This window comes from Streptomyces sp. NPDC058457 (genome assembly GCF_042720695.1).
Lineage (GTDB): Bacteria > Actinomycetota > Actinomycetes > Streptomycetales > Streptomycetaceae > Streptomyces.
Map to the genome: position 1 here is coordinate 107,940 of NZ_JBHXLU010000009.1, position 26,790 is coordinate 134,729.

The following is a 26,790-nucleotide window of genomic DNA, read 5'->3' on the forward strand; positions in this document are numbered from 1 at the left end:
CCGACCGACCCGACCGAAAGGAACGTCCCCATGCAGGAATCGCAGGTGTCCCTCGTCGGCGACCGCGGGTTCTACCTCGGCCCGCTGTTCCGGCGGGCGGCCGAGCGGCACGGCGGGGTGTTCGTCACCCTGGACCGGCCCCTGGAGACCCACCCGGACCTCGGCGTCCACCTCAGCTATGCGGAACTGGCCGACGCGGTCGAGGAGTTGTCGGCGCGGCTGTGGGCGGCCGGGGTACGGCCCGCCGAGCAGGTCGTCGTACACAAGACCGACAACGTCGACATCGTGCTGCTGACCTGTGCCGTATCCCGGATCGGTGCGGTGCCCGTACTGCTCTCCCCCGCGCTGGCCGGCGAGGTGGTCGGCAAGCTGCTCGCCCGGCTCCAGCAGCCGTGGCTGGTCACGGACGCGGCGAAACTGGCCGGCCTGGACGTCAGGGGCCTGGTCCGGCAGACCCTCACCGTCGACAGCGTGCCCGGCATGGTGTCCCTGACCGAGCACGCCGGCGCCGAGGTCCCGCCCGCGATCCGGCTGCACCCGCGCGAACCCGCCCTGATCACCCACAGCTCCGGCACCACCGGCGTCCCCAAACTCGCCGTGCACTGCCCGCAGACCATGTGGAACCGCCTCGTCCCGCAGCAGGCGATGGGCTGGCCCACCCGCGGCGAGGTCGCGGCCCTGCACATGTCCTTCGTGCACTCCCGCTTCTACCACCTGCTCGGCGTCCTGCTGCACTACGGCAGCCCGCTGCTGCTGATCACCGACCCCGACCCGGCGAAGGTCGGCCCGATGCTGGCCCGGCACCGCCCGGGCATCGTGGAGACCCACCCCAACACCTTCGTGCTCTGGGAGGAACTGGCCGACGCACCCGGCGCCCCGCTGTCCCGGGTGAAGTCCTACGGCTCGACGTTCGACGCCATCCATCCGCGGACGGTACGACGGCTCCTGGACGCCTCCCGGCGCCGTACGCCCTGGCTGCTCCAGCTGTACGGGCAGAGCGAGACCGGTCCCGTCGCCTTCCAGTGGTTCACGCGCCGGAGCGTGGCCCGCGCGGACGGGCGGCGGGTCGGCATCGGGATCCCGGGCTTCACCCGCGTCCGCGTCACCGGCCCCGACGGCCTGCCCGCCGCGCCCGGCACGCCCGGCCGGATCGAGGCCCGCACCCGGGGCCGGATCCTCACCTACCTCGGCGCCCGCGACCAGTACGAGCGACAGCTGGACGGCGAGTGGTGGCAGATGGGCGACATGGGGTACCGGAACCGGCTGGGCGCGCTGTACCTGATCGACCGGGAGATCGACCGGATCGACTCCGTGCACAGCAACCTGGAGGTCGAGGACACCCTCATGGACCGGCTGGAGGAGCTGCGTGAGGTGGTCATCGTGCCGGGTGCGGACCGGGAGCCGGTCCCGGTGGTGTGCGTGCGCGGGGAACGGCCGCTGGACCCGGAGCGCTGGCGGCAGGCGACCGCCGACCTGCCCGCGATGGCGGAGCCGAGGCAGTGGCGGTTCGAGGAGCTGCCGATGACGGCGACCTGGAAGGTGAAGCGGGTCGAGATCACCCGGATGCTGGCGGCGGGTGTCCGCGCGTGACCCCGGTCGTCGTGGTCGGCGCCGGTCCGGTGGGCCTGTCCGCGGCGCTGGCGCTCCGGGCGCACGGACTGCAGGCCATGCTCCTTGAGGCGGATCCCGAGGACCGCGAACGGCCGGGCAGCCGGGCCCTGTTCGTGCACCGGGAGACCCTCGCGCTGCTCGACGCCATGCGGCCGGGACTCGCCGACGAGATCAGCTCGTACGGCCGGACCTGGCACACCAGACGCACCCTGTACCGGGGGCGGGAGGTGTACTCCCGCACCTTCCCGCCCGCGTCCGGCCGGCCGCCCTTCACCAGCCTGCGCCAGGTGGACACCGAACGCTTCCTGCGGGACGCCTGCGCGGCGGCGGGCGTGGAGTTCGTGTGGAACGCGCGCGTGATCGGCGTCCGTACCACCGCCTCGGGCGCCTCGCTGAGCTGCGCGGACGGCCGGGAGCTGACGTGCGGGCACGTGATCGCGGCGGACGGCGCCCGCTCCGCTGTCCGGGCCGGGCTCGGCATCCCCATGGAGGGCACGCACGGCGAGGGCTTCCACGTGGTCGTCGACGTGGCGGACCGGCCGGGCGCCGAGCTGCCCCTCGAACGGGTCTTCCACTACGAGCATCCGGGCGTCGGCGGCCGCACCGTGCTGCGGGTGCCGTTCACCGGGGGCTTCCAGGTGGACCTCCAGTGCCACGCCGACGACCGGGCGGAGGAGTACGGCACCGAGGAGGCCGTCCGCCGCTGGCTGCCCGCGGTGGTGGGCGAGGGACACGAGGAATACGCGGACCGGATCCTGTGGGTGTCGACGTACCGCTTCCTGCGCAAGGTCGCGGCCTCCTTCACCGACCCGCACCGGCGCGTGCTGCTCGTCGGGGAGGCCGCGCACCTCTTCCCGCCGTTCGGGGCGCGGGGCATGAACAGCGGGATCGCCGACGCGGCGGCCGCGGCGGAGGCGATCGCGAACGGCACGGTGGCGGACTTCGCGGCGGTACGGCGGGCCGCCGCGCTCTTCAACAGCGAGGCGGCCGGGGCCGCCCTGGACCATCTGCGGCCCCGGCGCCGGATCGTCCGGCTGCGGCAGCGCGCGGCCGCAGCGCTGGCGCCGGTCCTGCCGTCCTGCGGATCCTGGCTGGAGCACGCGCCGTACGGGCCGCGCGGCGGGGCACCGGCGCTGGCGGGCCGGAAATACTGAGCGCGGCGGAGAAGGAGTAAGGAGGAGTCATGACACGACCGGCCCTGGCCGAAGGCCTGCTGACGTGGTCGCCGCGTGCCGGGCTGCGGCCCGTCGCGGACGCGGACGAACCGCTGCTGGTCGCGGACTCATGGCTGGTGCGGGACGGCAGGGTGCGCGGCCTGGACCGGCACCGGGAGCGCTTCGTGCGGTCCTGCGGCGAGTGCGACGGGCCGCCGGCGTACCGGCTGGTGGAGTTCTGGCGGGACATGACGGCCGCGCTGCCCCGCACCGGCGCGTGGTTCCCCCGCGTCGAACTCACGCCCCACCACGTGCGGCTGCGGCTGCGGCACGCGCCGCCGCTCGGCTCCGCCGTCGAGGTCTGGGCGGTCGGCCAGCCGGATCCCCGTGCCGTGCCCCGCCGCAAGGGACCCGACCTGGACACCCTGGCCCGGCTGCGCGCCCGGGCGGTCGAGGCGGGGGCCCAGGAGGCGGTGCTGGTGGGGCCGACCGGGGTGGTCCTTGAGGCGGCCACCACGAGCGTGCTCTGGTGGGAGGACGACACGCTGTGCCTGCCGCCGCCCCGGCTGCCGGTACTGCCCGGGGTGACCCTCGCCCTGATCCAGGAGCGCGCCGAACGCTCCGGCATCCGCGTCGCCCACCGGGAACGGACCCTGGCCGAACTGGCGGACCGGGAGGTGTGGCTGGTGAACGCCCTGCACGGGATCAGACCGGTGACCCGCTGGGTGGGAGGACCGGCCGAGGCCGGTGTGGCGGTACGGGCACCGGAGTGGCGGGAGTGGCTGGACAAGGCGATGGAGCCATTGCCGGCGCCTATGGCGCCCCTTTAGGGGCGCGGGGAACTGCGCGACCAGCCCCCACCCGCCCGCAGCCACAACACGACCTCTGAATCGCAAGATAAATCCGGCCCGGTAATATCTCACCGAGCCGGATATCAACCTGTTTCTATTCGGCCTGCTTGGGCTGATAACCCCCCGGCATCATCCGCGTCGCAATGGCGATCCGGTTGTACGCGTTGATGACGGTCGCCGCCCACACGAGCGCCGCGACCTGCGCCTCGTCGAAGACCCCGGCGGCCTCCGCGTAGACGTCGTCCGGTACGTGACCGTCGGCGACAAGGGTGACCGCCTCGGTCAACGCCAGTGCGGCACGCTCCCGTTCGGTGAAGAAGGGCGTCTCCCGCCACGCGTTCAGGGCGTAGATCCGCTGCTCGGTCTCGCCCTGCGCGCGAGCGTCCTTCGTGTGCATGTCGAGGCAGAACGCGCAGCCGTTCAGCTGGGAGGCGCGTATTCTGACCAGTTCGAGGATTTCCGGTTCGACCTTGGCGTCCTGCGCCGCGGTGACGGCGGCGGCATGCAGGGAACCCATCGCCGAGGAGACATCCGGAGTGATTTTCTTGAGGGCGACACGGGAAATCTGATCACCATTGCTCATGGAGGAGACTCTAGCCTCCGAAATTGAATTACGGGGGCGATTACGCGGGCCGCTGCCGGGGAATTCAGGCGACGCCGGTCACTGTCGGGTCGGACAGCACCGCGCACAGGATGTCCAGCGCCCCCGACCAGGCGTGGTCGGGCGGGGTGCCGTAGCCGAGGACGAGGGCGTCCAGGGGTGCGGTACCCGCGTCGGGGTGGCGGTGGCGCGGGGTGAGGCCGTCGAGGGCGAGGCCGCGGGACCCGGCGGCCCGGATCACCCGGCGCTGGGTGCCGGGCGGCAGCCGCAGCAGGACGTGCAGGCCCGCCGCGATGCCGGTGACCCGGATCGCCGGGGCGCGCTCGGCGAGGGCCCGGACGAGGGCGTCCCGGCGCCGCCGGTAGCGGGAGCGGGCCGCGCGGACGTGGCGGTCGTAGGCACCGGAGACGATGAACTCGGCCAGCGTCAGCTGGTCCAGCGCCCCGCAGGTGTCCACGCCGCCCTTGATTGCCGTCACCTCCCGGGCCACGGCCGGCGGCAGCACCATCCAGGCCAGCCGCAGCCCCGGCGCCAGGGACTTGCTGGCCGTGCCCAGGTAGACCACCTCGTCGGGGGCGAGGCCCTGGAGGGCGCCGACGGGCCGGCGGTCGTAGCGGAACTCGCCGTCGTAGTCGTCCTCCAGGACCAGGCCGCCGGTGCGCCGCGCCCAGTCCACGACGGCCGCCCGCCGGTCGTGGTGCAGCGGCGCGCCCATCGGGAACTGGTGGGAGGGCGTCAGCAGTACGGCGGCCGGTCCGGGGGCCAGCTCCCGGGTGTCCGTGCCGAGTTCGTCGAAGGGCAGCGGTACCTGGCGGAGGCCGGCCGCCGTCAGCGACTGCCAGTGCTCGTCGAGGCCGTACGACTCCACGGCGACCGTGTCCGCCCCGCGGGCCCGCAGCAGCCGGCCGAGCAGGCTCAGGCCGTGCGCGAACCCGGCGCAGATCACGATGCGTTCGGGTTCGGCGCGGACACCCCGGGCGCGGGCGAGGTAGGCGGCGAGCGCGGTGCGCAGTTCGGCGCGGCCGCGTGGATCGCCGTAGCCGAAGGCCTCGTTGGGAGCGGCGGTGAGGGCGCGGCGGGCCGCCCTGAGCCACTCGGTGCGCGGGAAGGCGGAGACGTCGGGGAAGCCGGCGCGCAGGTCGTAGGCGGGCCGGTGGGCGGACGTACCCGCGGGGGTCTCCGCCTGCCGCACCGGCACCACGCCCGTCGCGACCCGGGTGCCGGAGCCCTGCCGGGCGGTGAGCCAGCCCTCGGCGACCAGGTCGGCGTAGGCGTCGGCGACGGTGTTGCGGGCGATGGCCAGGTCGGCGGCGAGCGAGCGGGAGGAGGGCAGCCGGGTGCCGGGGAGCAGCCGGCCGCTGCGGACGGCCTCGCGCAGGGCGTCGGTCAGGCCCCGGCGCAGGCCCGGACCGGTGGCCGGTTCCAGGTGGAGGTCGATGCCCAGAGTGGCCCGGCCGGCGCGAGTGGCCCACGTTCTCTCCATGGAAATGGACCATACCCCTGGGCTGCCTGGCTCCTAGGGTCGAGACATGACCACAGAGGACACCACCCGGTACGCGCCCGAGCACTCCCCCCGTCTGCCCTGGTCGGAGCTGGTCCCCGACGTCTACCGGGCGATGGTCCGGCTGGACACCGCCGCCCGGAAGGGCCTGGACCCGAAGCTCCTGGAGCTGGTGAAGATCCGGGCCTCGCAGCTCAACCACTGCGCGTTCTGCCTGGACATGCACAGCAAGGACGCGCTCGCGCAGGGTGAGAGCGTCGAGCGGGTCGTCCAGCTGGGCGCGTGGGAGGAGTCGGCGCACTTCTACACCGAGAAGGAGCTCGCGGCGCTGGCGCTGACGGAGACGGTGACGGTCCTGACCGAGGGTTTCGTGCCGGACGAGGTGTACGAGCGGGCCGCCAAGCACTTCGAGGAGGCGGAGCTGGCGCAGCTGATCGCCGCGATCACGGTGATCAACGCGTGGAACCGGTTCGGGGTGACCTTCCGTCTGGTGCCGGGGCACTACCAGCCGGGGCAGCACGGATGAGCGAGGCCGACGCCTTCCGGGCCCTGCACCACGGGCGCCCGCCCGGCGACCCTCTCATCCTGCCCGGCCCGTGGGACGCGGCGAGCGCCCGGGCCCTGGTGGCGGCCGGGTTCCCGGCACTGGCGACGCCCAGCGCCGGGGTCGCGGCGAGTCTGGGGTACGCGGACGGCGAGACCCCGGCGGCGGAGATGTTCGCGGCGGTCGCGCGGATCACGCGGGCCGTGGACGTGCCGGTGTCCGCGGACGTGGAGGACGGCTACGGGCTGGCACCGAAGGAGCTGGTCGAGCGCCTGCTGGAGGCCGGGGCGGTCGGCTGCAACCTGGAGGACTCCGACGGGGGCGTCCTCAAGGACCCGCACGAGCACGCCGAGTGGCTCGCCGAGGTCCGTTCGGCGGCCGGTGACCGGCTGTTCCTCAACGCCCGCGTCGACACCTTCGCACGCGGGGTCACCGACCCCGACCGGGCGATCGAGCGGGCCGCGCTGTACGTCGCGGCCGGCGCCGACTGCGTCTACCCGATCGAGGCCCCGGCCTCCTTGCTCCCTCTCCTCCGCTCGGGCATCGAGGGCCCGCTGAACATGTACGCCCGCCCGGACGGGGCGAGCCCCGCGCCCGCCGAGCTCGGCGAACTCGGGGCCACGAGGATCACGTTCGGCCCGGGACTGCTGCGGCTGGCGCTCCGGTCGGTCCAGCAGGTCCTGGCCTAGGATCCAGCAGGTCCCGGTCTAGGAGAGCCACTTCTTCCACACCGACGGGTGGCTCTCCACCCACTCCTTCGCGGCCTCCTGAGGGCTCAGCTTCCGGTCGGCGATCATCAGGGAGACCTGGTCCTGGTCCTCGGTCGTCCACCGGAACCTCTTCAGGAAGGCCGCGGCCCTGCCGCCGCTGTGCGCGAAGCCGGTGTTGAGGTACTTCTGCAGCGGGGTGTGCGGATAGCCGCAGGCGACCTCGGCCGCGTCGGCGTCGCAGCCCTCCTTGTAGGCGGGGAGCTTCACCTCGGTCATCGGCACCTTCTTGAACAGCCACTGCGGCGCGTACCAGTAGGTGAGGAAGGGCTTCTTCTCCTTGGCGAACTGCTTGATCTGGGTGATCTGGGCCGCCTCGGAACCGGCGAAGACGACCTGGTAGTCCAGCTTCAGGTTGCTGACCAGCGCCTTGTCGTTGGTGACGTACGACGGCGAGCCGTCGAGCAGCTGCCCCTTGCCGCCGCTCTCCGCGGTGCGGAAGAGGGAGGCGTACTTGTTCAGGTTCTTCCAGTCCGTGATGTCCGGGTGCTGTCTGACGAGATAGGTCGGCACGAACCACCCGATGTGCCCGGTGACCCCGAGGTCCCCCGCACGGCTGATGGTCTCCTTGTCCTCGACGTACCGCTTCTCCTGGTCCGGGTGCCCCCAGTCCTCCAGGATCGCGTCGACGCGTCCCTGGCTGAGCGCGTCCCAGGCGGGCACCTCGTCGACCTGCACGGTGTCGACGCGATAGCCCAGCTTGTGCTCCAGGATGTACTGGGCGACGGCGACGTCGGACTGCGCGCCGACCCAGGACTGCACGGACAGGGTCACGGTCTTCGCTCCCTGCGCTTCGGCGAACGGCGAGGCCTGCTTCGTCATGTCGGCGGCACCGCACCCGGTCGCGAGGACCAGCAGCGGGGCGGCGACCGTGATCGCGATACGACGCATGGTCACGCTCCCTTCCTCGTACGGCGTTCCGTGGGCTGGGTGACCCGGTCGAGCATCAGCCCGAGGCAGACGATGGCGGCACCGGCCACCAGCCCGGTGGCCAGGTCGCCCTGGGCGAGACCGAAGGCGACGTCGTAACCGAGCGCACCGCCGCCCACCAGCCCGCCGATGATGACGACGGCGAGGACGAGCACCACGCCCTGGTTGACGGCGAGCAGCAGCGCGGGCCGGGCGAGCGGGAGCTGGACCTGCCACAGCTGCTGGCGCCCGCTCGCGCCGAGCGAGCGCGCGGCCTCCAGGGCAGCCGGGTCCACCTGGCGCAGCCCCTGCGCGGTGATCCGTACGACGGCCGGCAGCGCGTAGACGACGGCGGCGGCCACGGCGGGCGCACGGCCGACGCCGAACAACGCGACGACCGGGATCAGGTACACGAACTGCGGCATGGTCTGGAAGACGTCCAGGACGGGCCGCAGCGCACGCTCCACCCGGACGCTGCGGGCGGCGGCGACGCCGGTCGCGAAGCCGAGCACGAGCGTCACGGCGACAGCCGCGAGCACCTGGGACAGCGTGTCCAGCGCCGGCTCCCACACCCCCAGCACACCGATCGCGGCCATCGCGAGGACGGCGGTGAGCGCGGTGCGCCAGGTGCCGATCAGCCAGGCCAGGGCGGCGACGACCAGGAGCACCGCCCACCAGGGCAGCCACTGCAGCCCGTCCCGGAGCGGGTCGAGGACCCAGGTGGTGAAGTGGCCCGCCCAGTCCGCCGTGCCGCCGACGACCGGTACACCCGAGTACAGGTGGGCGGTCATCCAGTCGACGGCGCGGTTGACCGGTTCGGCGAAGTCCAGGGTCCAGACGGCGGGCCAGTCGAGGCGGCCGAGGAGCCGGGCGGCGAGCGCGACGGCGACGGTGGCGGCGAGGGCATACAGGAGGCCGACGGGGGCGGGCCGCGTCGACCGGGTGTCGACGCGCTCGCCCGCCGCCGCGGTGATGCGGTCCAGGACGACCGCGAGCAGCACGATCGGGATACCGGCGGCGAGGGCCGCGCCGACGTCGACCGAGGCGAGCGCCTGGTAGACGCGGTCGCCGAGGCCGCCGGCGCCGATCACGGACGCGATGACCGCCATCGACAACGCCATCATGATCGTCTGGTTGAGGCCGAGCAGGAGTTCCCTGCGGGCGAGCGGAAGACGGGCGGTCAGCAGTCGCTGCCGGCTCGTGGCCCCCAGCGACTCCACGGCCTCCAGCACTTCGGGGTCGGCGCCGCGCAGGCCGAGGGCGGTGAGCCGGGCCATGGGCGGGGCGGCGTAGACGACGGTGGCGAGGACGGCCGCGGGGACGCCGATGCCGAAGACCAGGACGACGGGGAGGAGGTAGGCGAAGGCCGGCAGCACCTGCATGGTGTCGAGGACCGGGCGCAGGGCTCGGTGGAGCCGTTCGGAGAGACCGGCCCCGAGACCGAGGACGAAACCGACGGCGACGGACGCGAGAACGGCCACGACCATCAGCGCGAGGGTCTGCATCGTCGGCACCCACATGCCGAGGGCACCGCAGGCGAGGAACGCGGCGCCCGTACCGACGGCGAGCCTGGTCCCCGCGACGCGATGGGCGACGGCGGCGGCGAACACGGTGACACCGGGCCAGCCCGCGGCGAGGAGGGCGAGGTAGACGGCGCGGACGGTGAGCACGACGGCGTTGCTGATGTAGCCGAAGAAGTAGAGGAAGAGGGGGTGGGTGTCGCGGTTGTCGATGATCCAGTTGCTGGCGGAGGAGAGGGGGGCGGAGAGGTCGACGGTGAGGTGGCGGGGCCAGGCGGGGCCGGTCCAGTGGGAGTTGGCGATGGGGACGAGGACGGCGGCGGCCAGCACGAGGGCCAGGAGCTTGCGGGCGACTCGGCCGGTCGGAAGCGCCACTCGACGAGGGCTGGGGACACTGATCGTCGCCATCAGACGTCCTCCGGACCGGTGCGCGGGGCGGGGGGTTTCACTCGCCCGCGCTCGCGGGGTGCCGCCGCGCCCACCCTCCCCCACGCTCGGCTCCGCTCGCGCGGGGGAACCCCCATCACCCCAGCGGCACGACCGCCCGCGGCTGGGACGGTGTCCCCGTCCGCGGCTGGGGAACCTTCCGGCGAAGGCTGCGCATCCCCACCCAGGGGCGCGGGGAACTGCGCGACCGGCCCCCACCGGCCCGCAGCCGAAGCACCGCCCGTGCCGCCCCCCTTCGCCACGACGCCGAGCAGCGTGTCGGCGTCGACCACGCCGACGCACCGGTCGCCGGACATGACCCGTGCCGGGACGCCGGCCCCCGCCACCACCTCGATCGCCTCGGCGACCGTCGCTTCCGGGCTGACCTCGGGACCGGTCTCCTCGGTCCCCCCGGGCGCCCGCATGGCGACGCGCACCGTCAGGACCTGCTCGCGCGGCACGTCCCGGACGAACTCCCGGACGTAGTCGTCCGCCGGGGAGCCGACGATCTCCTCCGGGGTGCCCAGCTGGACCACCCTGCCGTCCCGCATCAGGGCGATGCGGTCGCCCAGTTTCAACGCCTCGGAGAGGTCGTGGGTGATGAAGACCATCGTGCGGCCCTCCTCGCGGTGCAGGCGGACCACCTCCTCCTGCATGTCCCGCCGGATCAGCGGATCCAGCGCGCTGAACGGCTCGTCGAAGAGGAGGACCTCGGGATCGACGGCCAACGCCCGGGCGAGGCCCACGCGTTGGCGCTGGCCGCCGGACAGCTGGCCGGGGCGGCGCTGCTCCATGCCCTCCAGGCCGACCTTGGCGACGACCTCGGCGGCCCGCGCGCGCCGCTCGGACCTGCGCACGCCCTGGATCTCCAGGCCGTACGCCACGTTGTCGAGGACGGACCGGTGCGGGAGGAGCCCGAAGTGCTGGAAGACCATCGCGGCCCGGTGCCGGCGCAGCTCCCGCAGTCGGCCCTTGTCCATCGCACGGACGTCCTCGCCGTCGATGGCGATCCGGCCGGCCGTCGGCTCGATGAGCCGGGTCAGGCAGCGGACCAGGGTCGACTTCCCGGAGCCGGACAGGCCCATCACCACGAAGACCTCGCCCTTGCGCACGTCGAAGGAGACGTCGCGGACGGCGGCCGTGCACCCGGTGCGGCTGCGGAGCTCGGCCGGGGACAGGCCGGTCAGCCCGGGGTCCGCCGGGACGCGTTCGGCCTTGGGGCCGAAGACCTTCCACAGGCCGTCGACGGAGAAGACAGGGGTCGTGCCGCTCATCACGCACCGCCCTTCAGCAGGTCCACGGCCCGTTCGCCGACCATCAGCACCCCGATCATCGGGTTCACGGCCGGCATGGCCGGGAAGACGGAGGCGTCGGCGACCCGGATGCCGTCCAGGCCGCGGATCCGCAACTCCGGGTCCACCACGGCCAGTCGGTCGTCGGCCGCGCCCATCCGGCAGGTGCCCGCCGGGTGGTAGACCGTGTGCGCGACCTTGCGGGCGTACTCGCTGAGCTCGGCGTCGCCGAGGATCTCCGGCCCTGGACACACCTCGCGCTTCAGCCAGCCGGCCAGCGGCTCGGTCCTCGCGATCTCGCGGGCGATGCGGATGCCGTCGACGAGGGTGCGGCCGTCGTAGTCGTCCTCGTCGGTGAAGTAGCGGAAGTCGAGCGCGGGCTTCACGGACGGGTCGGCGCTGGTCAGGTAGAGGCGGCCGCGGCTGCGGGGCTTGGGGATGTTCGGGGTCATCGAGACGCCGTGCGCGGGGCGTTCGTAGCCCAGTCGCTCGGGGTTGTCCGTGAACGGGACCTGGTAGAAGTGGAACATCAGGTCCGGGCCCGCGTGTTCGGGGTCGCGGTGTACGAAGAGGCCCGCGTCGGAGTCCATCGCGGAGTTCTCCGGGATCTGGCCGTGCGTCTCCCAGACGATCACCGACTCGGGGTGGTCCAGGAGGTTCTCGCCGACGCCCGGAAGGTCGTGCGCGACCGGGATGCCGAGGGCTTCGAGGTCCTGGGCCGGGCCTATACCCGAGTGCAGCAGCAGACGCGGGGAGTCGACGGCGCCGGCGCACAGGACGACCTCGCTGCGGGCCCGTATCAGGAGTTCCGCACCGTCCTTGGTGCGCACGTGCACGCCCTCGGCGCGGGTGCCGTCCAGCTCCAGCCGGTACGCCCAGGTCTCCAGCAGGACCGTCAGGTTGGGGCGCTCGTCCAGCACCGGATGGAGATAGGCCACCGACGCGCTGGACCGCTTGTTGGTCTCGGGGTGGTAGGCGAGGTCGAAGAAACCGACGCCCTCGGTGAACGGCCTGCGGTTGAAGCCCTCCACGCGCGGGACGCCCAGCGCCTCCTGGGCCGCGTCGACGAAGTCGCGGGCGACGGCGTTCCGGTCCTTCTCGTGGACCGGGACGATGTTGTTGAGGAGGCGGGCGTAGTAGGCCTCCATCGGCACCGCACCCCAGCCCTTGGCGCCGGCCTCCTCCCACTCGTCCCAGTCGGAGGGCAGCGGCTTGAAGGCGATGAGGGTGTTGTGGCTGGAGCAGCCGCCCAGCACCCGGGCGCGGCTGTGCCGGATGTGGGAGTTGCCGCGCGGCTGCTCGGTGGTCGGGTAGTCGTAGTCCAGTTCGCCGCCCAGCAGTCCCGTCCAGCGGCGCAGGGTGAGGACGTCGTCGCGGCCCACGTCACTGGGGCCGCCCTCGATGACGGCGACGGTGACGTCGGGGTCCTCGGTGAGCCGGGAGGCGATGACGGAACCGGCGGTTCCGCCTCCGATGACGACGTAGTCGTAGGTGTGGTGGGACATGGGGGGGTACTCCAAGGGCTTACTGCGAAGGCTTCTCGCGCCGACGGTCGAGTGGACTTGGGACGGGCTCCGGACCGGCTCAGCCCGCGAACCAGCGCACCGGCCTCGGCGCGAGGTTCTGGTAGACGTGCTTGGCCTCGCGGTACTCGGCGAGCCCGGCGGGCCCCAGCTCGCGGCCGGTCCCGCTCTTTCCGAAGCCGCCCCACTCCGCCTGCGGGAGGTAGGGGTGGTAGTCGTTGATCCAGACGGTGCCGTGCCGCAGCCGGCCGGCCACCCGGCGGGCACGTCCGGCGTCGGCCGTCCAGACGGCGCCGGCGAGGCCGTACTCGGTGTCGTTGGCGAGGGCGACCGCCTCGTCCTCGGTGCGGAACGTCTCGACGGTGAGGACCGGGCCGAAGACCTCCTCGCGTACGACCCTCATCTCCCGGTGGCACTGGTCGAGGACCGTCGGCTCGTAGAAGTAGCCCGAGGCGGGCCGGTCGGCGGACGGTTCGGGGCGCCTGCCGCCCGCGCGCAGCACCGCGCCCTCCGCCAGCGCCGACGCCACGTACGCCTCGACCTTGGCGCGCTGCTGCGCGGAGACGAGCGGGCCGCACTCGACGCCGTCCGCGGTGCCCCGGCCGAGCCGGATCCGGGCGGCCCGGCGGGCGAGTTCGGCGACGAACCGCTCCCGCACCGGCTCCTCGACGATCAGCCGGGCGCCGGCCGAGCAGACCTGGCCGCTGTGGATGAACACGGCGTTCAGGGCCTGGTCGACGGCGGTGTCGAAGCCCTCCTGCGTGGCGCAGGCGTCGGCGAAGACGAGGTTGGGGTTCTTGCCGCCCAGTTCGAGGGCGACCTTCTTGACCGACACGGCGGCCGCCTGCGCCACCTTGACCCCGCTGGTCAGGCCGCCGGTGAAGGAGACCAGGTCGACGTCGGGGTGCCCGGAGAGGCGGGCGCCGACGGTGTGGCCGGGGCCGGTGACGAGGTTGGCCACTCCGGCGGGCAGCCCGGCCTCGGCCAGCAGCCCGAGCAGCGCGACCGTCGTCAGCGGGGTCAGCTCGCTCGGCTTGACCACGAAGGTGTTGCCGGCCGCGAGCGCCGGGGCGATCTTCCAACTCGCCTGGAGAAGCGGGTAGTTCCAGGGCGTGATCAACGCGCACACGCCTACCGGTTCGGATACGACGACACTGTGGACGTCGGCCGAGCCCGCGTCCACCACCCGGCCCGCGCCCTCCGCCGCCACCAGGTCGGCGAAGTAACGGAAGGCGTCGGCGACGCAGTCGATGTCGACGCGGCCCTCCTCGACCGTCTTGCCCGCGTCCCGGCTCTCCAGGAGTCCGAGCTGTTCGCGGTCGCGTACGAGGAGGTCGGCCACCCGGCGGAGCAGGGCGGCACGCTCGGCGACGGGGGTCCTGGGCCAGTCACCGGTGTCGAAGGCATGCCGGGCGGCGGCCACCGCCGCCTCCGCGTCCTTCTCGTCGCCCTCGGCGACCACGGCGAAGGGCAGGCCGTCCGCGGGGTCGATGATCTCGCGCGTCGCGCCGGAGGCGGCTGTCAGCCACTCGCCTCCGGCATGAATGGTCGCTCGTGCCGTGCTGTCCGCCATGATCGGTATTGCCTTCCGTTCCTGTTCGGCGCCCCTGGGTGACATCCGGGTCACACTCGGGGACTGTCGGCGCCTGCCCTCGGCCTCGGATTGCATGCGCAATCGTCGGCCGAAAGTGTGCGGCGTCACTGAACAGTCGGACAGAACGGCATAAGACGGATCACAGAGGGCGGACGCGCGGCCGCCCGGCCGACGAGCGGACCGGGCGCGCGAGGGTCATGGCCCTTCCGGGCCCGGGTCAGGGCGTGGCGCTCGCCGATTCGGCGGGCACGGCGGGCACGGCATGCCGGGGCCGGCCCTTGGTCGAGATCTGCCCGACGAGCTCCCAGAAACAGACCAGGGCGGTGACGGGCGGAATCCCGAAGATCACTAAGGACAGCAGCGCATGGGAGGAGTGGCTGATGCACAGACCCACCGCCACGACGGAGGCGACCAGCACGACACACCAGGACCGCCGTGCACTCCGGCGCTGCGCGGTGGCCCGCAGGACGGACAGCGCCGCCACGAACCACGGGCCGTAGACCGTCAGCGGCCAGTACTGCGCGAGCCCGCCGGGGAGCACCGACGAGGCGATACCGCGCAGTTGCGCGTAGGAGTAGCAGACGGACCAGGCCAGCATGGACACCGCGCACAGCGAGACCGCCACGATCAGGAGCGTGATGTGGGTGACGCTTCGGCCGCCGTCGAGCAGGTGGGAGTCCTGCCGGACCCGCCGGCGGCTGGCCCGGCGCTGAGCAGGCACGTCCACCAGGGTGGGGGCCGCGGCCACACTGGTCGGGGCGGACAGTATCTGCGCCAGTTCCTCTACCGGGTCCCAGTCGTTCGGCGCGACGCCCGGCTCCGGGACACCCCAGGTGTGGTCGTAGAGACCGGGATGATCATAGAAGCCGGTGTGGTCGTAGAGACCGGGATGGTCGTAGAGACCTGGACCCGAGTCGTGCTGAATCCCGTCCATCGTTTAAACCTCCGCACCCTGTCTCAGAACGCCGCGTACAGATCCGCCAGGGTCCGCCGATATTCGTTTTCCATCGCATTGATTCTCGTCAGGAAATCATCGAGCAGGTCCGAGCATGAGGTGATATCCATACCACCGGGCCAACGCAGCACGGTTGTCGGATGATCTTCGGCTGCGCACCAGTCCAATCGCGTCACGGTCACCTAACGACCGTCACGCGGAGTGGGACTTGGAGCGTTCGGGGGAATTCAGTCACCCGGAAGAGAAGCTATAGAATGCCTACCGACTCGCAATTTAATTAATTGTAAGCATGCGGGAGATTACACTCCGTGAATACCGAAATTAAATGAACGACGATGTGACCGGTGCGGGGGCCGGTGCGGGGCCGGTGCCTCAGTCGACCGTCGTCGTCAGGCAGGCCGCCTCGTCGTCAGGCAGGCCGGTTCGTCGTCACGGCCGTCGGTTCGGAAGACGCCGCTGGTCAGAAGTCGGTCGGCGGGTCCTCCCCCACGCGTCCGTCGATCGACTCCCGGATCAGGTCGGCCTGTCCGACGTGCCGCGCGTACTCCTCGATCATGTCGGCCAGCAGCCGGCGCAGGCTGGGCCGCGCGCCGCTGCGGGAGGTGTACGCGATCAGGACACCGGCGTCCCCGTCGGCCGCCGCCCGGCGTATCGCGGCCCGGGACCGGGCCACCGCCGCATCCCACAGCCCGTACAGCTCCTCGGGGCTGCCGGCGGCGGCCGATCCCCACTCCCAGTCGGGCTCGGCGTCCCAGTCCACCGCGTCCCACGGGGCGGGGAGCTTCTCCCCCAGCAGCCGCACGGTGAAGTACTGGTCCTCCACCAGGGCGAGGTGCTTCAGCAGCCCGCCGAGGGTGAGGGCGGAGGGCGCGAGCCGACGGCCGAGCGCCGCCGCGTCGAGCCCCTCGCTCTTCCAGGCGAAGGTGCGCCGCTGCCGCTCCAGGGAACCGATCAGGGTGTCGAGTTCCGTTCCGGCGACGGGCGGTTCCCACCAGACGCCCGACCGGGTGTCATCAGTCATGCCCCGAAGGCTACGGGCCGCAACTGACAACGGCCCCGGAGCCGCCGGTCGTCAGCCGTCGTGGCTGTGGCCGTTGCGGTTGCTGTGGCCGTTGCGGTTGCCGTGGCCGTGGCCGTGGCCGACCAGCAACTCCCGTACGCAGCGCCGCAGCCAGGCGTGTGCCGGGTCGGCGTCGTGGCGCGGGTGCCAGGCCAGGCCGAGGGGGATCGGCGGCAGCGGCAGCGGGACCTCGAAGGTGGCGAGGCCCAGGGCGGCGGCCAACGGGACTCCCCAGGAGCTGATCAGGCCGATCAGGTCGGAGTCGCGGAGCACGAAGAGGGAGGCCGGGAAGGTGCCGACGGTCCCCACCACCCGGCGCTCCAGGCCGAGTTCGGCCAGCGCGGCGTCGACGGGGCCGTGCAGCTTGCCGCGCCGCGAGACGTTCAGGTGACCGGCCGCGGTCGCGTACCGCTCGGGCGTCAGTTCACCGGCCAGCAGCGGGTGTCCGGACCGTACGACGCCGAGCATCCGGTCCTCGTGGAGCTGCTCCACCCGTACCTCGGGCGCGGTGGTGTCGATCGCCCCGACCTCCAGATCGGCCGTGCCCTGCCGCAGGTACGGCAGGTCCACATGGGCCTCGGCGAGGAAGCGGATACGGATGCCGGGCGCCTCCGCGGCGGCCCGGGCGAAGAGGGTGGCGGCCTGGGTGCCGGCGATCGCGTCGGAGCCGATGATCGTGAACGTCCGGGAGACGGTGCGCAGATCGGTGTCCCGGCCCGGTGCGAACAGCGCCCGCGCCCGTTCCACCACCGCGCTCACCTCGGCGCGCACGGCCAGCGCGTGCGGGGTCGGCACCATCCCGCGTCCGGCGCGCACCAGCACAGGGTCGCCGAGGGCTCTGCGGATCCGGCCGAGGGTGCGGCTCATGGCCGGTTCGGACAGATGCAGCCGCCGCGCGGCCCCCTGCACGCTCTGCTCCTCCAGGAGCACGTCGAGCGCGACCAGCAGATTCAGGTCGAGACTGCCGGGGGAGCCGGTGGATTGCGTCATACGCATTCGTCCCTTGCGAAGGTTGCACTGGAAAGCAGGTCGGCCCCGACCCTACGGTGACAGGGCATCCCACACCACCCACCAGCTCCCCGGGAGGAGCCGTGCCCGCGCACGCCCTGAAACGCCCTGTCCTGCTCGTCCTGTGCGCCTGCGTGCTGGTCGCGCAGAGCATGGTGGCCGCCATCAACCTCCTCATCCCCGAACTGGCCGCGTCGTCCCTGCACCCCTCGCACAGCGAGATCCTGTGGACCGTCGACGCCTACGTCATCGCCTTCGCGGCCCTGCTCATCCCGGCCGGCGCGCTCGGCGACCGGTACGGCCGCAAGGGCGCCCTGCTCACGGGGCTCGCCCTGTTCGCGGCGGGCGCGGCCACCAGCGCCCTGGCGCCGGATCCGGCCGTGCTGACAGCGGGCCGCAGCCTGTCCGGCGCCGGAGCCGCCCTGATCACCCCGGCCACCATGTCGATCCTGGTCCACCTCTCCGCCCCCGAGCAGCGCGCCCGCGCCCTCGCCTCCTGGACCCTGGCACTGGGCCTGGGCGGCGCGGCCGGCAACCTGGGCGGCGGCCTGGTCGGCCAGTTCCTGTCCTGGCGGGCCCTGTTCGCCGCCATGGTCCCGCTGGCCGCCCTGCTCGCCCTGGCCGTCGCCGTCGTCACCCCGCGCACCGAACGCTCCGCGCGCAGCAACCTCGACCCGCTCGGCACCCTGCTCCTGACGGCGGGCCTGGTGGCGGTGCTGTTCGGCATCATCGAGGGCACCACGTACGGCTGGACGTCGGCGCCCATCCTCGGCTCCTTCGCGGCGGGCGCCGCCCTGACCGCCCTGTTCACCATGCACGCCCTGCGCTCGCCGCGCCCCCTCTTCGACCCCCGCGTCTTCGCCTCCGCCCGGCTGCGCTCGGCGTCCCTCGGCACGGCGGCCGGCTTCTTCGGCCTCTTCTCCCTCTTCTTCGTCAACTCGCAGTACCTGCAAGGCGTGAAGGGCTACGACGCGGCCGTGACCGGCGTCGCGATCATGCCGCTGACGATCGGCATGGCCCTGGTCCCGAGGCTCGCCGCCCGCTGGGCGGGCCACCCGCGCGCGGTCGTCGGCGCCGGGCTCGCTCTGATCGGCCTCGGCCTGCTCGGCGCGTCCACCGTCGACGCGTCCACGCCGTACCGGACGTATGCCTGCTGGCTGCTGGTCATCTCGGCCGGTACCGGTCTGTCCATGCCCGCCCTCACCCTCGGCGTGGTCAGCTCGCTCCCGCCCCACCAGGCGGGCCTCGGCTCCGGCCTCGGCACCACGGCGCGCGAGACCGGCGCGGCCCTCGGGGTCGCGGTCACCGGCACGATCCTGTCCGCGCACGGCGACCTCACCTCCGGGATGGGCCCGGCCCTGCGTACCGTCGCACTGCTGGTCCTCGCGGCGACGGCGCTCGTGGTGGCCGGTTACGGCCGCCGCACCCCGACACGCTCTATCGCGTCCGATCCACAACGCGTACTATCGCGTTCTACCGGCGCCTGAGCAACTCCCCGCACACCCCGGCCCGTTGAGGAGCCCCGATGCCCGCCCTCCTGAACCCCGTCCTCGACCTGCTGACCCTGCGCGGCACCGTCACCGAGGCCGAACAGATCACCGCCCGCATGCGCCGCCTGCGCATCGACGGCGACCAGCTCGCCGACCTCGACGTCCGGCCCGGCCAGCAGGTCCGCGTCCTGGTCGCCGGCCTGACCCTCCGGACGTATTCGGTCTGGCGCTACGACCCGTCAGGCGTCGTCGAGTTGTGCGTCCTCGACCACTCCGAGGGCGGCCCGGGCGCCCGGTGGGGCCGGACCGTCGAGGCGGGCGAGCCGGTACGACTGCGCAGGCCCGAGGGCACTTTCACGCTGCGCCCCGACGCCGCCCACCACCTCTTCGTCGGGGACGAGACGGCCGCGGTCGCCTTCGGCGCGATGCTCGCGGCACTGCCCGAGGAGGCCCGGATCTCCGGGTGCGTCGAGACGGAGACGGCCGCGGACCGGCTGCCCCTCCCCCACGCGGAGCGCCTCGACTGGCTGCTCAGGACCGAGACCTCGCTGCCGGAGGCGGTACGCCGGCTCGCTCCCGAACCCGGCGGGGTCGCCTACGTCGCCGGGGAGGCACGGGCCGTGCAGGCGGTGCGGAAGGTGCTGGTCCAGGAGGCGGGTTGGGACCGGCGCGCGGTCCTCACCAAGCCGTTCTGGACGCCGGGCAAGCGCGGGATGGAGTGACACCGCAGACGGCGACGGGCCCCGCTCCGGAGGAATCCGGAGAGGGGCCCGTCGGGGTGCGGAAGGCTCAGATGAGGCCGAGGGCGCGGACCGCGTCGCGCTCCTCCGCCAGCTCCTGGACCGAAGCGTCGATGCGGGCGCGGGAGAACTCGCTGATCTCCAGGCCCTGGACGATCTCGTAGACGCCGTCCTTGGTGGTGACCGGGAAGGAGGAGATCAGGCCCTCCGGGACGCCGTAGGAGCCGTCCGACGGGATGCCCATGGAGGTCCAGTCGCCGTCGGCGGTGCCGTTGACCCAGGTGTGCACGTGGTCGATGGCCGCGTTGGCGGCGGAGGCCGCGGAGGACGCGCCACGGGCCTCGATGATGGCCGCGCCGCGCTTGGCGACGGTCGGGATGAACTCCTCGGCCAGCCACTTCTCGTCGTTGACGACCTCGGCGGCGTTCTTGCCGGCGACCGTGGCGTGGAAGATGTCGGGGTACTGGGTGGCGGAGTGGTTGCCCCAGATGGTGAGCCGCTTGATGTCGGCGACCGTCGAACCCGTCTTCTTCGCGAGCTGGGTCAGCGCGCGGTTGTGGTCGAGGCGGGTCATCGCGGTGAAGCGCTCGGCCGGTACGTCCGGCGCGGCGGCCTGGGCGATCAGCGCGTTGGTGTTGGCCGGGTTGCCGACGACCAGGACCTTGATGTCGTCCGCGGCATGGTCGTTGATGGCCTTGCCCTGCGGCTTGAAGATGCCGCCGTTGGCCTCCAGGAGGTCACCGCGCTCCATGCCCTTGGTGCGGGGACGGGCGCCGACCAGGAGGGCGACGTTGGCGCCGTCGAAGGCGACGTTCGGGTCGTCGGAGATGTCGATGCCCGCCAGGAGCGGGAAAGCGCAGTCGTCGAGCTCCATGGCGGTGCCCTCGGCGGCCTTGAGCGCCGGGGTGATCTCCAGGAGGCGGAGCCGGACCGGCACGTCCGCGCCGAGCAGCTGGCCGGAGGCGATGCGGAAGAGCAGGGCGTAACCGATCTGGCCGGCCGCGCCGGTGACGGTGACGTTCACGGGAGTGCGGGTCATGGCGTTCTCCGTATGACAGCTGGCGGTGGGCGTCCTTGCCCTGGGTGCCCTGGGGTGCGGACGTACAAATGATCGATCTCTTGGTATCAAGAGATCCACCGGTCAGGCTATCGCGCAATCCGGATGCCGGACGTCGAGGGGTGGGTGTGGCTCACCCCACAGAGGCGACCCTACAAGTGCCGCACGAAGAAGGCGGCCGCCCCGTCCGGGAGAGGGAGGACGGAGCGGCCGCCTCTCGGGGGTACCGGTGTCCGGACTCCCGTGGGGGGATACGTTTCGCGTGCCCAGGAAGGAGGCCGGCATTCCTGTGTGCCGCCGGTTTCTTCGCCGGCCGGCGTTGCTGCGAGGTCCGGGGGCTGCCGCCCCCGGGCCCCCGCTGTCGGCCTTCCGCCTCGTTCTCAGACGCCGGACAGGCTGCTCTTGTCACGCATCTACGTCGTGCACCCCGTCCGCCCCGAAGCCAGCGTCGCGCACGCCTTCGCCTGTGCCGCGTCCCGCACCGCCACCATCGGCGTGTACGCGATCGTGTCGCCGGTGGCCGTGATGGAGCCGCGCTCCGTGGTGGTCCCGGCCGTGACCCGGACCGAGTCGCCCTGCGCGGCCCCGGTGATACGGCCCCACGCGGCGCCGCAGGTCCTGCTGTAGCGGACCTCCAGGGTGGTCGCGCCGACCGCGACGGTCTTGGCGGTGGTCACGAGGTCGCCGCTGCACCCCATGGCCTCCGCGTCCTTGCCGGTGCAGCCGGCGCCCGCACACTTCACCCCGGCCGGAAGGCCGCTGCTGGTGCCGGTGGAGGGGGTGGCCGAGACGCCGTTGCCCTGGGTCTTCTTCCCTCCGCCGTCGCCTCCGGTGAGGAAGAGGACCGCGGCGATGACCACGACCACGCCGACGACTCCGGCGAGGAACATCGTCAGCCGCCGCCTGCCGCCGCCGGGCGGGGCCGGGGGCGGAGGCGTGGCGGGGCCGCGGGAGCCGGTGCCCTCCCGGCGGTTCGCGTCGGGTGCCGTCGGCTGGGGCGGGATGGTGGGCGAGACGCCCGCCGGCCCGGCGATCCCCGGCATCGCCACGGCGCTGGCCGCCCGGCGCGGCGCCTTGCCCCCGCCGGCGGCGGTGGTCGCGGACGTGGCCGGCGGCGCCCCGAACTCCCCCAGCGCGGCCCGCGCCTGGGAGATCCGGATCGCCTCCATGGTCATGTCGTGGCGCATCTCCGAACGACTCCAGGCCCGTTCGGCCAGCTCCCACATGGTCGTGAGGTGGACGGGATCGGTGTCGGTGACCTCGGCCAGCGCCACGACCGCGCCCTTGGGCGCCAGCAGGCGGCCGTTGAGATAGCGCTCCCAGGACGTCTTGGCGTAGCCGGTGCGGTCGGACAGTGCGGCGACGCTCAGCCCGCCGCGGTCCACGAGCCGCCGTAGCTGGGTCGCGAACTCCTTGACCTGCGGATCGAGTTCATCCGGCAGGGCTTTCCAACGAGGCATTGCTTCCCCCCTCTTTCCCCCGGTCCTCTTTCCCCCGGTTCGGTGCGGTGTCTTCCCCCGCGTCTCCCCTGCGCGGTGCCCCCGCGCCGGTCCCCGTTCTGGCTACCCACCGGGATGCGGCGGCCTCGGCGGACAGTCCCCGGGCAGGGGGCGCACTGGAGCATCGACCCGTCCGGCATGCACCGTTGCACGCCGACCGCCGTACGGTCCAACGGGCCGCCGGCTCGTCCAGATTGGACACGTTAGCCCGGCTGTGAGTCGGCTTCGTGACATATCCGCGAACTTGTCAACACATCGACACACCGGTCATCCAGCCGTGACCTCGCGGGTCACAGGGCGCACAGCTCACCCGAGAGCCACGGCACCGACGACCGCCACCAGGAGCAACGCGAGCAGCAGCAGGACCGCGTACAGCAGCAGGCGGCCGTGCGGGCGGGGCGCCGGGTCCGGCTCCGGCCGGTCCCACCACGGGAGGGTCGGGTCGTCCTCGTATCCCTCCGCCTCCCCCGCGCCCGCCGGGCGGTCCGGCGCGGTCGCCGGGCGCGGCCAGGCCTGGACGGCGAGCTCCCAGCGCACGGCGTGCCGTTCGGCGTCGGCGCCGGCCAGGCCCGCGACCCGGCACAGCGCGACGACGGCCTGCCGGGGCGGCGGCTGCACGGCGTTGAGATAGCGCTGCCAGGAGGACTTGCTGTATGCGGTGCGGGCACCCAGCGCCACCAGGCTGAGGCCGGTGTCGTCCTTGAGGAGCCGCAGCTGCTCCACGAAGTGCCGTACCTCAGGCGGGAGCCCCTCCGGCAGCGGCTGCCAGCCGCCCATCACACACCTCCACGGCCTGCCTCGTTGCCAGTTCGTTGCCAGTTCAGAGCGGGTGACGACGGTGGGCGGCCGGACGGTTCCCGCAGGCTGTGGCAGTACGGGCGGCCCGTAGCGGAACTGTCACCTCTGTGCCACAGCCCGCGGACAGCCGTTGAACAGCCGCGGCACGGTGGGAAGGCTGATTCAGGACGGCGGTCCGTCCTGCTCGGGGGAGGGGACGGGCCGCCTTTCGGACAGATCCGTCGGAGGGATCCGTCGGGCAGATCCCGCCGGACGGATCCCACCGGACGGATCCCACCGGACGGATCCCACCGGACGGATCCCGCCGGACGGATCCCACCGGACGGATCCCACCGGACGGATCCCACCGGCCGGGTCGCCGGTCAGTTCGCCGGTCCGCGCGGGGTCACCAGCCCCGTCTCGTACGCCACCACCACCGCCTGCGCCCGGCTGCCCAGGTCGAGCTTGGTCATGGTGCGGTTGAGGTGGGTCTTCACGGTCGCCTCGCTGATGTAGAGGCGGTCGGCGATCTCCAGGTTGGACAGCCCGCGCGCGGTGAGCCTGAGGACCTCGACCTCGCGGGAGGTCAGCACGTCGAGGTCGGGCGGGGGTCCGGCGTCGGGGCCGGGGCCGTGCCGGTGGGCGAAGGCCTCGACCAGGCGCCGGGTGACGCTGGGGGCGAACAGGGCGTCGCCGCCGGCCACCGCGGTGACGGCGGCCAGCAGCCGTTCGGGGCCGGAGTCCTTGAGGAGAAACCCCGAGGCGCCGGCGCGCAGCGCGCCGTACACGTACTCGTCGAGGTCGAAGGTGGTGAGGACGAGGACGCGGGGTGCGGGACCGTCCGTCTGCGCGAGGATGCGCTCGGTCGCCTCGATGCCGTTGACCCCCGGCATCCGGATGTCCATGAGGACGACGTCGGGCCGGGTCTCGGCGGCCAGCCGCACCGCCTCCGCACCGTCCCCCGCCTCGCCGGCCACCTCGAACCCGGGGGCGGCCTCCAGCAGGCCCACCAGGCCCGCGCGGATGAGGAACTGGTCGTCGACCACGAGCACTCTGGTCATCCGGTACGGTCGTCCCCTCGCCGTGCGAGTGCGGCCGATGTCGGCAGGGCCAGCTCGACCGCGAAGCCGCCCTCGGAGCGTGGGCCGACGCTGATCGTCCCGCCGTAGAGCTTGGCCCGCTCCCGCATGCCAATCAAGCCATGTCCGGCGCCCGTTCGCACTCTGTCCGGATTCACCCCCTCTCCGTCGTCGCGGACGGACACGGTCAACTCGTGCGGCCCGTACCGGAGCAGCACGCGCGCGTGAGCGTGGCCGGCGTGCTTGAGAACGTTGGTGAGCGCCTCCTGGACGACGCGGTAGGCGCACAGCTCCACGCCGGGCGGCAGCGGCCGGGGGTCCCCCTCGACCACGAACTCGACGGGCAGTCCGCCGGCCCGCACCCTCTCGACGAGCTCGACCAGCCGCTCCAGGGTCGGCATGGGAGCGCGCTCGGCGGCGCGCGGATCCTCGTCCCTGAGCACCTGGAGCATGCGCCGCAGCTCGTCCAGGGCCTCCCCGCTGGTGTCGGCGATGGTGCCGAGCGCCCCGCGCGCCTTGCCCGGATCGGACTCGAAGACGAATCTGGCGAGCCCCGCCTGCACGGCGATCACCGACATGTGATGGGCGACGACGTCGTGCAACTCCCGTGCGATCCGCCCGCGTTCCTCGGCGACCGCGCGCCGTGCCCGCTCGGTCTGCTCGGCCCGCAGATGCCGGGTGAGCGCGGCGGACCGCTGCGCGAGATGCCCGAACCAGACCAGCACCGAGCAGTACAGCAGTGCCTGCATGACGACGGACGGCATCGAGGAGTCGTCGGTGACGATCCCCGCGTACAGCCACATGCCGGTCATGCAGACCGCGCAGCCGACGGCGATCCGGACCGGCCGTACCGACGCGATCGTGTAGAGCGCCAGCATGGAGCCGAAGGTGCACACCACGGGCCAGAAGCCGAGGCTGACGTAGACGATCGAGGCGCCCTGCATCACGGCGAAGACCGCGACCGGCCACCGCCCGCGCAGGGCGACGGGCAGCTGCGCCAGCCCGATCAGCGCGTACGCCCGCGCGTCCAGCTGCGGCCACCCCTGGGTGGGCGACTCCCGCCCCAGCAACACGGCCATCACGACCGTCATGCACGCGATCAGCGTGTCGACGGCGAGTGGGGGCGGGTTCCGCGGTCGCATCGCCGCAGCGTAACGCGGGGCCCGGAGAGGGCGAGTCAATCGCCGGACGTACCGCGGAAGTTGTAGGAGGTTCAACCGAAAGTGGGATTCGCGAACGAAGCCGGATCCCTACCTTCGAACCGGGGGGAGGAGGCCCGCACCCACCGGGGGAGGTGCGGGCCCATTTCAAGCACCGGGGACATCAGCGCCCCGTAAGGGGCGCGGGGCTGTGTCGGATGTGCGGCTACCGCCGCGTGGGCGCGACCAGCCCCCACCGCCCCGCACCCGAAACCGAACCCTCTAGCTCTTCATCGTGAAATGCAGCGTGTCCTTCAAGTAGGGGATCACCAGCCACGGCTTCGGCTGCGCCATCAACGCCAGCAGCACGATCGCCAGCCCCAGCACCCCGTACGTCGCGATGTCCGTGAACCGCGACCGGACCGCCAGCATCCCCACGCTCGGCAGTATCCACCGCATCACCGCCCCGGCCAGCAGCGCCGCCCCGATCAGCAGCGCACCGACCCGGAACTGGTCCAGCGAGGTCAGCAGCAGCCCGACCCCGACGGTCGACAGCACGACCAGCATCGGCCACTGCCTGGCCGGCGCCGGCAGATCCCCCGACGCGGCCCTGCCGCCCCCTTCGGGGCGTGCCGTGTCCCGGGTGAACAGCGGGAAGCGCCGGGTCACCCGGCGCCCCCCGCCGGCCTCACTCCCCCGCACCGACACTGCGCTCCGCCGCCTCGACCACGTTGACGAGCAGCTGCGCCCGGGTCATCGGCCCGACCCCGCCGGGGTTCGGCGAGATCCATCCGGCGACCTCGGCGACCCCGGGGTGCACATCGCCGACGATCTTGCCCTCGGCGTTGCGGGAGACACCGACGTCGAGGACGGCCGCGCCCGGCTTGACGTCCTCGGGACGGATCAGGTGCGGGGAGCCGGCGGCGGCGACGATGATGTCGGCGCGCTTCAGATGCGACGCGAGATCCCGCGTACCGGTGTGGCACTGCGTGACCGTCGCGTTCTCGCTGCGCCGGGTGAGCAGCAGCGGCATCGGGCGCCCGATGGTCACACCGCGGCCGACGACCACGACCTCGGCACCCTTGATCTCGACGCCGTGGCGGCGCAGCAGGGTGAGCACGCCGTTGGGGGTGCAGGGCAGCGGCGCCGGCTCGCCGAGCACCAGCCGGCCGAGGTTCATCGGGTGCAGGCCGTCCGCGTCCTTGTGCGGGTCCATCAGTTCCAGGATGCGGTTCTCGTCGATGCCCTTGGGCAGCGGGAGCTGGACGATGTAGCCGGTGCAGGCGGGGTCGTCGTTGAGCTCGCGGACGACCGCCTCGATCTCCTCCTGGGTCGCGGTGGCCGGGAGTTCGCGCTGGATGGAGGCGATGCCGACCTGCGCGCAGTCGCGGTGCTTGCCGGCGACGTACTTCTGGCTGCCGGGGTCGTCCCCGACGAGGATCGTGCCGAGGCCGGGCGTGACGCCCTTCTCCTTCAGCGCCGCCACGCGGACGGTCAGATCGGACTTGATCGCGGCTGCGGTGGCCTTGCCATCGAGAATCTGGGCGCTCATGGCTCCATCCTCGCGGATGCCGGTCTCCCGGTTCCAGTCGGGTGTGCGGTCATGATCAATGATGTTGCACTTGCACAACACATCGCGAATCGGGGTGGACAACAACACGCCCGTACTAAACGATGAGCGGCGCAGTATCGC

25 protein-coding genes are annotated in these 26,790 nt (G+C 72.7%); 7 read left to right on the forward strand and 18 right to left on the reverse strand.

Annotated elements, in window-relative coordinates; genetic code table 11:
- Positions 1–30 precede the first annotated feature (30 nt).
- The 3 genes from ACFWPS_RS10555 to ACFWPS_RS10565 are packed head-to-tail and all read left to right on the forward strand — an operon-like array spanning position 31 to position 3,595.
- A complete protein-coding gene (locus ACFWPS_RS10555; protein ID WP_383703191.1) occupies positions 31–1,590 on the forward strand; it encodes a class I adenylate-forming enzyme family protein in 1,560 nt (519 codons plus the stop codon).
- On the forward strand, positions 1,587–2,765 hold the full coding sequence (locus ACFWPS_RS10560; protein WP_383703194.1) for an FAD-dependent monooxygenase: 1,179 nt from the start codon (positions 1,587–1,589) through the stop codon (positions 2,763–2,765). The genes ACFWPS_RS10555 and ACFWPS_RS10560 overlap by 4 nt, the downstream gene beginning before the upstream one ends.
- 29 nt (positions 2,766–2,794) lie before the next feature.
- Entirely contained in the window at positions 2,795–3,595 is an 801-nt protein-coding gene (locus tag ACFWPS_RS10565) for an aminotransferase class IV (protein WP_383703197.1), read from the forward strand.
- Between the two features lie 115 nt (positions 3,596–3,710).
- Here the strand turns inward: ACFWPS_RS10565 and ACFWPS_RS10570 are convergent, their stop codons facing one another.
- A complete protein-coding gene (locus tag ACFWPS_RS10570) occupies positions 3,711–4,199 on the reverse strand; it encodes a carboxymuconolactone decarboxylase family protein (RefSeq protein WP_383703200.1) in 489 nt (162 codons plus the stop codon).
- A 64-nt stretch (positions 4,200–4,263) separates the two neighbouring features.
- Entirely contained in the window at positions 4,264–5,700 is a 1,437-nt protein-coding gene (locus ACFWPS_RS10575) for a PLP-dependent aminotransferase family protein (RefSeq protein WP_383703203.1), read from the reverse strand.
- Positions 5,701–5,746: 46 nt separating this feature from the next.
- On the opposite strand from ACFWPS_RS10575, the gene ACFWPS_RS10580 reads away from it, so the two are divergent.
- Together ACFWPS_RS10580 and ACFWPS_RS10585 are read left to right on the forward strand one after the other, a co-directional pair.
- Positions 5,747–6,244, forward strand: coding sequence for a carboxymuconolactone decarboxylase family protein (locus ACFWPS_RS10580; protein ID WP_383703206.1), 498 nt, complete (start codon positions 5,747–5,749; stop codon positions 6,242–6,244).
- On the forward strand, positions 6,241–6,951 hold the full coding sequence (locus ACFWPS_RS10585) for an isocitrate lyase/phosphoenolpyruvate mutase family protein (RefSeq protein ID WP_383703209.1): 711 nt from the start codon (positions 6,241–6,243) through the stop codon (positions 6,949–6,951). The genes ACFWPS_RS10580 and ACFWPS_RS10585 overlap by 4 nt, the downstream gene beginning before the upstream one ends.
- 18 nt (positions 6,952–6,969) lie before the next feature.
- Here the strand turns inward: ACFWPS_RS10585 and ACFWPS_RS10590 are convergent, their stop codons facing one another.
- The 9 genes from ACFWPS_RS10590 to ACFWPS_RS10630 all read right to left on the reverse strand — a co-directional run bounded on the left by ACFWPS_RS10590 (position 6,970) and on the right by ACFWPS_RS10630 (position 17,304).
- A complete protein-coding gene (locus tag ACFWPS_RS10590) occupies positions 6,970–7,920 on the reverse strand; it encodes an ABC transporter substrate-binding protein (protein ID WP_383703345.1) in 951 nt (316 codons plus the stop codon).
- A 2-nt stretch (positions 7,921–7,922) separates the two neighbouring features.
- Positions 7,923–9,866: an ABC transporter permease gene (locus ACFWPS_RS10595; RefSeq protein ID WP_383703212.1), complete on the reverse strand. Its 1,944-nt coding sequence runs from the start codon at positions 9,864–9,866 to the stop codon at positions 7,923–7,925.
- On the reverse strand, positions 9,866–11,158 hold the full coding sequence (locus ACFWPS_RS10600) for a glycine betaine/L-proline ABC transporter ATP-binding protein (protein WP_383703215.1): 1,293 nt from the start codon (positions 11,156–11,158) through the stop codon (positions 9,866–9,868). The genes ACFWPS_RS10595 and ACFWPS_RS10600 overlap by 1 nt, the downstream gene beginning before the upstream one ends.
- Positions 11,158–12,681 (reverse strand): GMC family oxidoreductase, encoded by a 1,524-nt coding sequence (locus ACFWPS_RS10605; protein ID WP_383703218.1) that lies wholly within the window; start codon positions 12,679–12,681, stop codon positions 11,158–11,160. Before ACFWPS_RS10605 ends, ACFWPS_RS10600 begins: the two co-directional genes overlap by 1 nt.
- A 79-nt stretch (positions 12,682–12,760) precedes the next feature.
- Entirely contained in the window at positions 12,761–14,272 is a 1,512-nt protein-coding gene (locus ACFWPS_RS10610) for an aldehyde dehydrogenase family protein (RefSeq protein ID WP_383703221.1), read from the reverse strand.
- Positions 14,273–14,510: 238 nt separating this feature from the next.
- Positions 14,511–15,227 (reverse strand): DUF2637 domain-containing protein, encoded by a 717-nt coding sequence (locus tag ACFWPS_RS10615; RefSeq protein ID WP_383703224.1) that lies wholly within the window; start codon positions 15,225–15,227, stop codon positions 14,511–14,513.
- A 23-nt stretch (positions 15,228–15,250) separates the two neighbouring features.
- Positions 15,251–15,430 carry a hypothetical protein gene (locus ACFWPS_RS10620; protein WP_217554263.1) on the reverse strand — a complete coding sequence of 60 codons (180 nt, stop codon included), beginning with the start codon at positions 15,428–15,430 and terminating at the stop codon, positions 15,251–15,253.
- Positions 15,431–15,708: 278 nt separating this feature from the next.
- Positions 15,709–16,269 (reverse strand): DUF664 domain-containing protein, encoded by a 561-nt coding sequence (locus ACFWPS_RS10625; RefSeq protein WP_383703227.1) that lies wholly within the window; start codon positions 16,267–16,269, stop codon positions 15,709–15,711.
- Between the two features lie 51 nt (positions 16,270–16,320).
- Complete coding sequence (locus ACFWPS_RS10630; protein WP_383703230.1) at positions 16,321–17,304, reverse strand: LysR family transcriptional regulator; 984 nt, start codon at positions 17,302–17,304, stop codon at positions 16,321–16,323.
- Positions 17,305–17,399: 95 nt separating this feature from the next.
- Here ACFWPS_RS10630 and ACFWPS_RS10635 point away from each other — a divergent pair, with 95 nt between their 5' ends.
- Positions 17,400–18,803 carry an MFS transporter gene (locus tag ACFWPS_RS10635; protein ID WP_383703233.1) on the forward strand — a complete coding sequence of 468 codons (1,404 nt, stop codon included), beginning with the start codon at positions 17,400–17,402 and terminating at the stop codon, positions 18,801–18,803.
- A gap of 38 nt (positions 18,804–18,841) precedes the next feature.
- Positions 18,842–19,528, forward strand: a complete 687-nt coding sequence (locus ACFWPS_RS10640; protein ID WP_383703237.1) for a siderophore-interacting protein — start codon at positions 18,842–18,844, stop codon at positions 19,526–19,528.
- A 67-nt stretch (positions 19,529–19,595) separates the two neighbouring features.
- Here the strand turns inward: ACFWPS_RS10640 and ACFWPS_RS10645 are convergent, their stop codons facing one another.
- The 7 genes from ACFWPS_RS10645 to ACFWPS_RS10675 all read right to left on the reverse strand — a co-directional run bounded on the left by ACFWPS_RS10645 (position 19,596) and on the right by ACFWPS_RS10675 (position 26,649).
- Entirely contained in the window at positions 19,596–20,585 is a 990-nt protein-coding gene (locus ACFWPS_RS10645; RefSeq protein WP_362731749.1) for a malate dehydrogenase, read from the reverse strand.
- Between the two features lie 431 nt (positions 20,586–21,016).
- Complete coding sequence (locus tag ACFWPS_RS10650; protein WP_383703240.1) at positions 21,017–22,063, reverse strand: DUF2690 domain-containing protein; 1,047 nt, start codon at positions 22,061–22,063, stop codon at positions 21,017–21,019.
- A gap of 345 nt (positions 22,064–22,408) precedes the next feature.
- Positions 22,409–22,879, reverse strand: a complete 471-nt coding sequence (locus tag ACFWPS_RS10655; protein WP_383703242.1) for a helix-turn-helix domain-containing protein — start codon at positions 22,877–22,879, stop codon at positions 22,409–22,411.
- Positions 22,880–23,262: 383 nt separating this feature from the next.
- Positions 23,263–23,940 carry a response regulator gene (locus ACFWPS_RS10660; RefSeq protein WP_383703244.1) on the reverse strand — a complete coding sequence of 226 codons (678 nt, stop codon included), beginning with the start codon at positions 23,938–23,940 and terminating at the stop codon, positions 23,263–23,265.
- Positions 23,937–25,100, reverse strand: coding sequence for a sensor histidine kinase (locus tag ACFWPS_RS10665; protein WP_383703246.1), 1,164 nt, complete (start codon positions 25,098–25,100; stop codon positions 23,937–23,939). The genes ACFWPS_RS10660 and ACFWPS_RS10665 overlap by 4 nt, the downstream gene beginning before the upstream one ends.
- A gap of 279 nt (positions 25,101–25,379) precedes the next feature.
- Complete coding sequence (locus ACFWPS_RS10670) at positions 25,380–25,805, reverse strand: DUF3017 domain-containing protein (RefSeq protein ID WP_383703248.1); 426 nt, start codon at positions 25,803–25,805, stop codon at positions 25,380–25,382.
- Positions 25,786–26,649: a bifunctional methylenetetrahydrofolate dehydrogenase/methenyltetrahydrofolate cyclohydrolase gene (locus ACFWPS_RS10675; protein ID WP_383703250.1), complete on the reverse strand. Its 864-nt coding sequence runs from the start codon at positions 26,647–26,649 to the stop codon at positions 25,786–25,788. Before ACFWPS_RS10675 ends, ACFWPS_RS10670 begins: the two co-directional genes overlap by 20 nt.
- Positions 26,650–26,790 lie beyond the last annotated feature (141 nt).

Coding starts and splice junctions, on each gene's coding strand:
- ACFWPS_RS10655 (WP_383703242.1), bottom strand. CDS start 22,879: ATGGGCGGCTGGCAGCCGCTGCCGGAGGGGCTCCCGCCTGAGGTACGG.
- ACFWPS_RS10660 (WP_383703244.1), bottom strand. CDS start 23,940: ATGACCAGAGTGCTCGTGGTCGACGACCAGTTCCTCATCCGCGCGGGC.
- ACFWPS_RS10615 (WP_383703224.1), bottom strand. CDS start 15,227: ATGGACGGGATTCAGCACGACTCGGGTCCAGGTCTCTACGACCATCCC.
- ACFWPS_RS10625 (WP_383703227.1), bottom strand. CDS start 16,269: ATGACTGATGACACCCGGTCGGGCGTCTGGTGGGAACCGCCCGTCGCC.
- ACFWPS_RS10595 (WP_383703212.1), bottom strand. CDS start 9,866: ATGGCGACGATCAGTGTCCCCAGCCCTCGTCGAGTGGCGCTTCCGACC.
- ACFWPS_RS10565 (WP_383703197.1), top strand. CDS start 2,795: ATGACACGACCGGCCCTGGCCGAAGGCCTGCTGACGTGGTCGCCGCGT.
- ACFWPS_RS10580 (WP_383703206.1), top strand. CDS start 5,747: ATGACCACAGAGGACACCACCCGGTACGCGCCCGAGCACTCCCCCCGT.
- ACFWPS_RS10610 (WP_383703221.1), bottom strand. CDS start 14,272: ATGGCGGACAGCACGGCACGAGCGACCATTCATGCCGGAGGCGAGTGG.
- ACFWPS_RS10590 (WP_383703345.1), bottom strand. CDS start 7,920: ATGCGTCGTATCGCGATCACGGTCGCCGCCCCGCTGCTGGTCCTCGCG.
- ACFWPS_RS10665 (WP_383703246.1), bottom strand. CDS start 25,100: ATGCGACCGCGGAACCCGCCCCCACTCGCCGTCGACACGCTGATCGCG.
- ACFWPS_RS10570 (WP_383703200.1), bottom strand. CDS start 4,199: ATGAGCAATGGTGATCAGATTTCCCGTGTCGCCCTCAAGAAAATCACT.
- ACFWPS_RS10650 (WP_383703240.1), bottom strand. CDS start 22,063: ATGCCTCGTTGGAAAGCCCTGCCGGATGAACTCGATCCGCAGGTCAAG.
- ACFWPS_RS10585 (WP_383703209.1), top strand. CDS start 6,241: ATGAGCGAGGCCGACGCCTTCCGGGCCCTGCACCACGGGCGCCCGCCC.
- ACFWPS_RS10675 (WP_383703250.1), bottom strand. CDS start 26,649: ATGAGCGCCCAGATTCTCGATGGCAAGGCCACCGCAGCCGCGATCAAG.
- ACFWPS_RS10575 (WP_383703203.1), bottom strand. CDS start 5,700: ATGGAGAGAACGTGGGCCACTCGCGCCGGCCGGGCCACTCTGGGCATC.
- ACFWPS_RS10605 (WP_383703218.1), bottom strand. CDS start 12,681: ATGTCCCACCACACCTACGACTACGTCGTCATCGGAGGCGGAACCGCC.
- ACFWPS_RS10645 (WP_362731749.1), bottom strand. CDS start 20,585: ATGACCCGCACTCCCGTGAACGTCACCGTCACCGGCGCGGCCGGCCAG.
- ACFWPS_RS10555 (WP_383703191.1), top strand. CDS start 31: ATGCAGGAATCGCAGGTGTCCCTCGTCGGCGACCGCGGGTTCTACCTC.
- ACFWPS_RS10630 (WP_383703230.1), bottom strand. CDS start 17,304: ATGCGTATGACGCAATCCACCGGCTCCCCCGGCAGTCTCGACCTGAAT.
- ACFWPS_RS10600 (WP_383703215.1), bottom strand. CDS start 11,158: ATGAGCGGCACGACCCCTGTCTTCTCCGTCGACGGCCTGTGGAAGGTC.
- ACFWPS_RS10640 (WP_383703237.1), top strand. CDS start 18,842: ATGCCCGCCCTCCTGAACCCCGTCCTCGACCTGCTGACCCTGCGCGGC.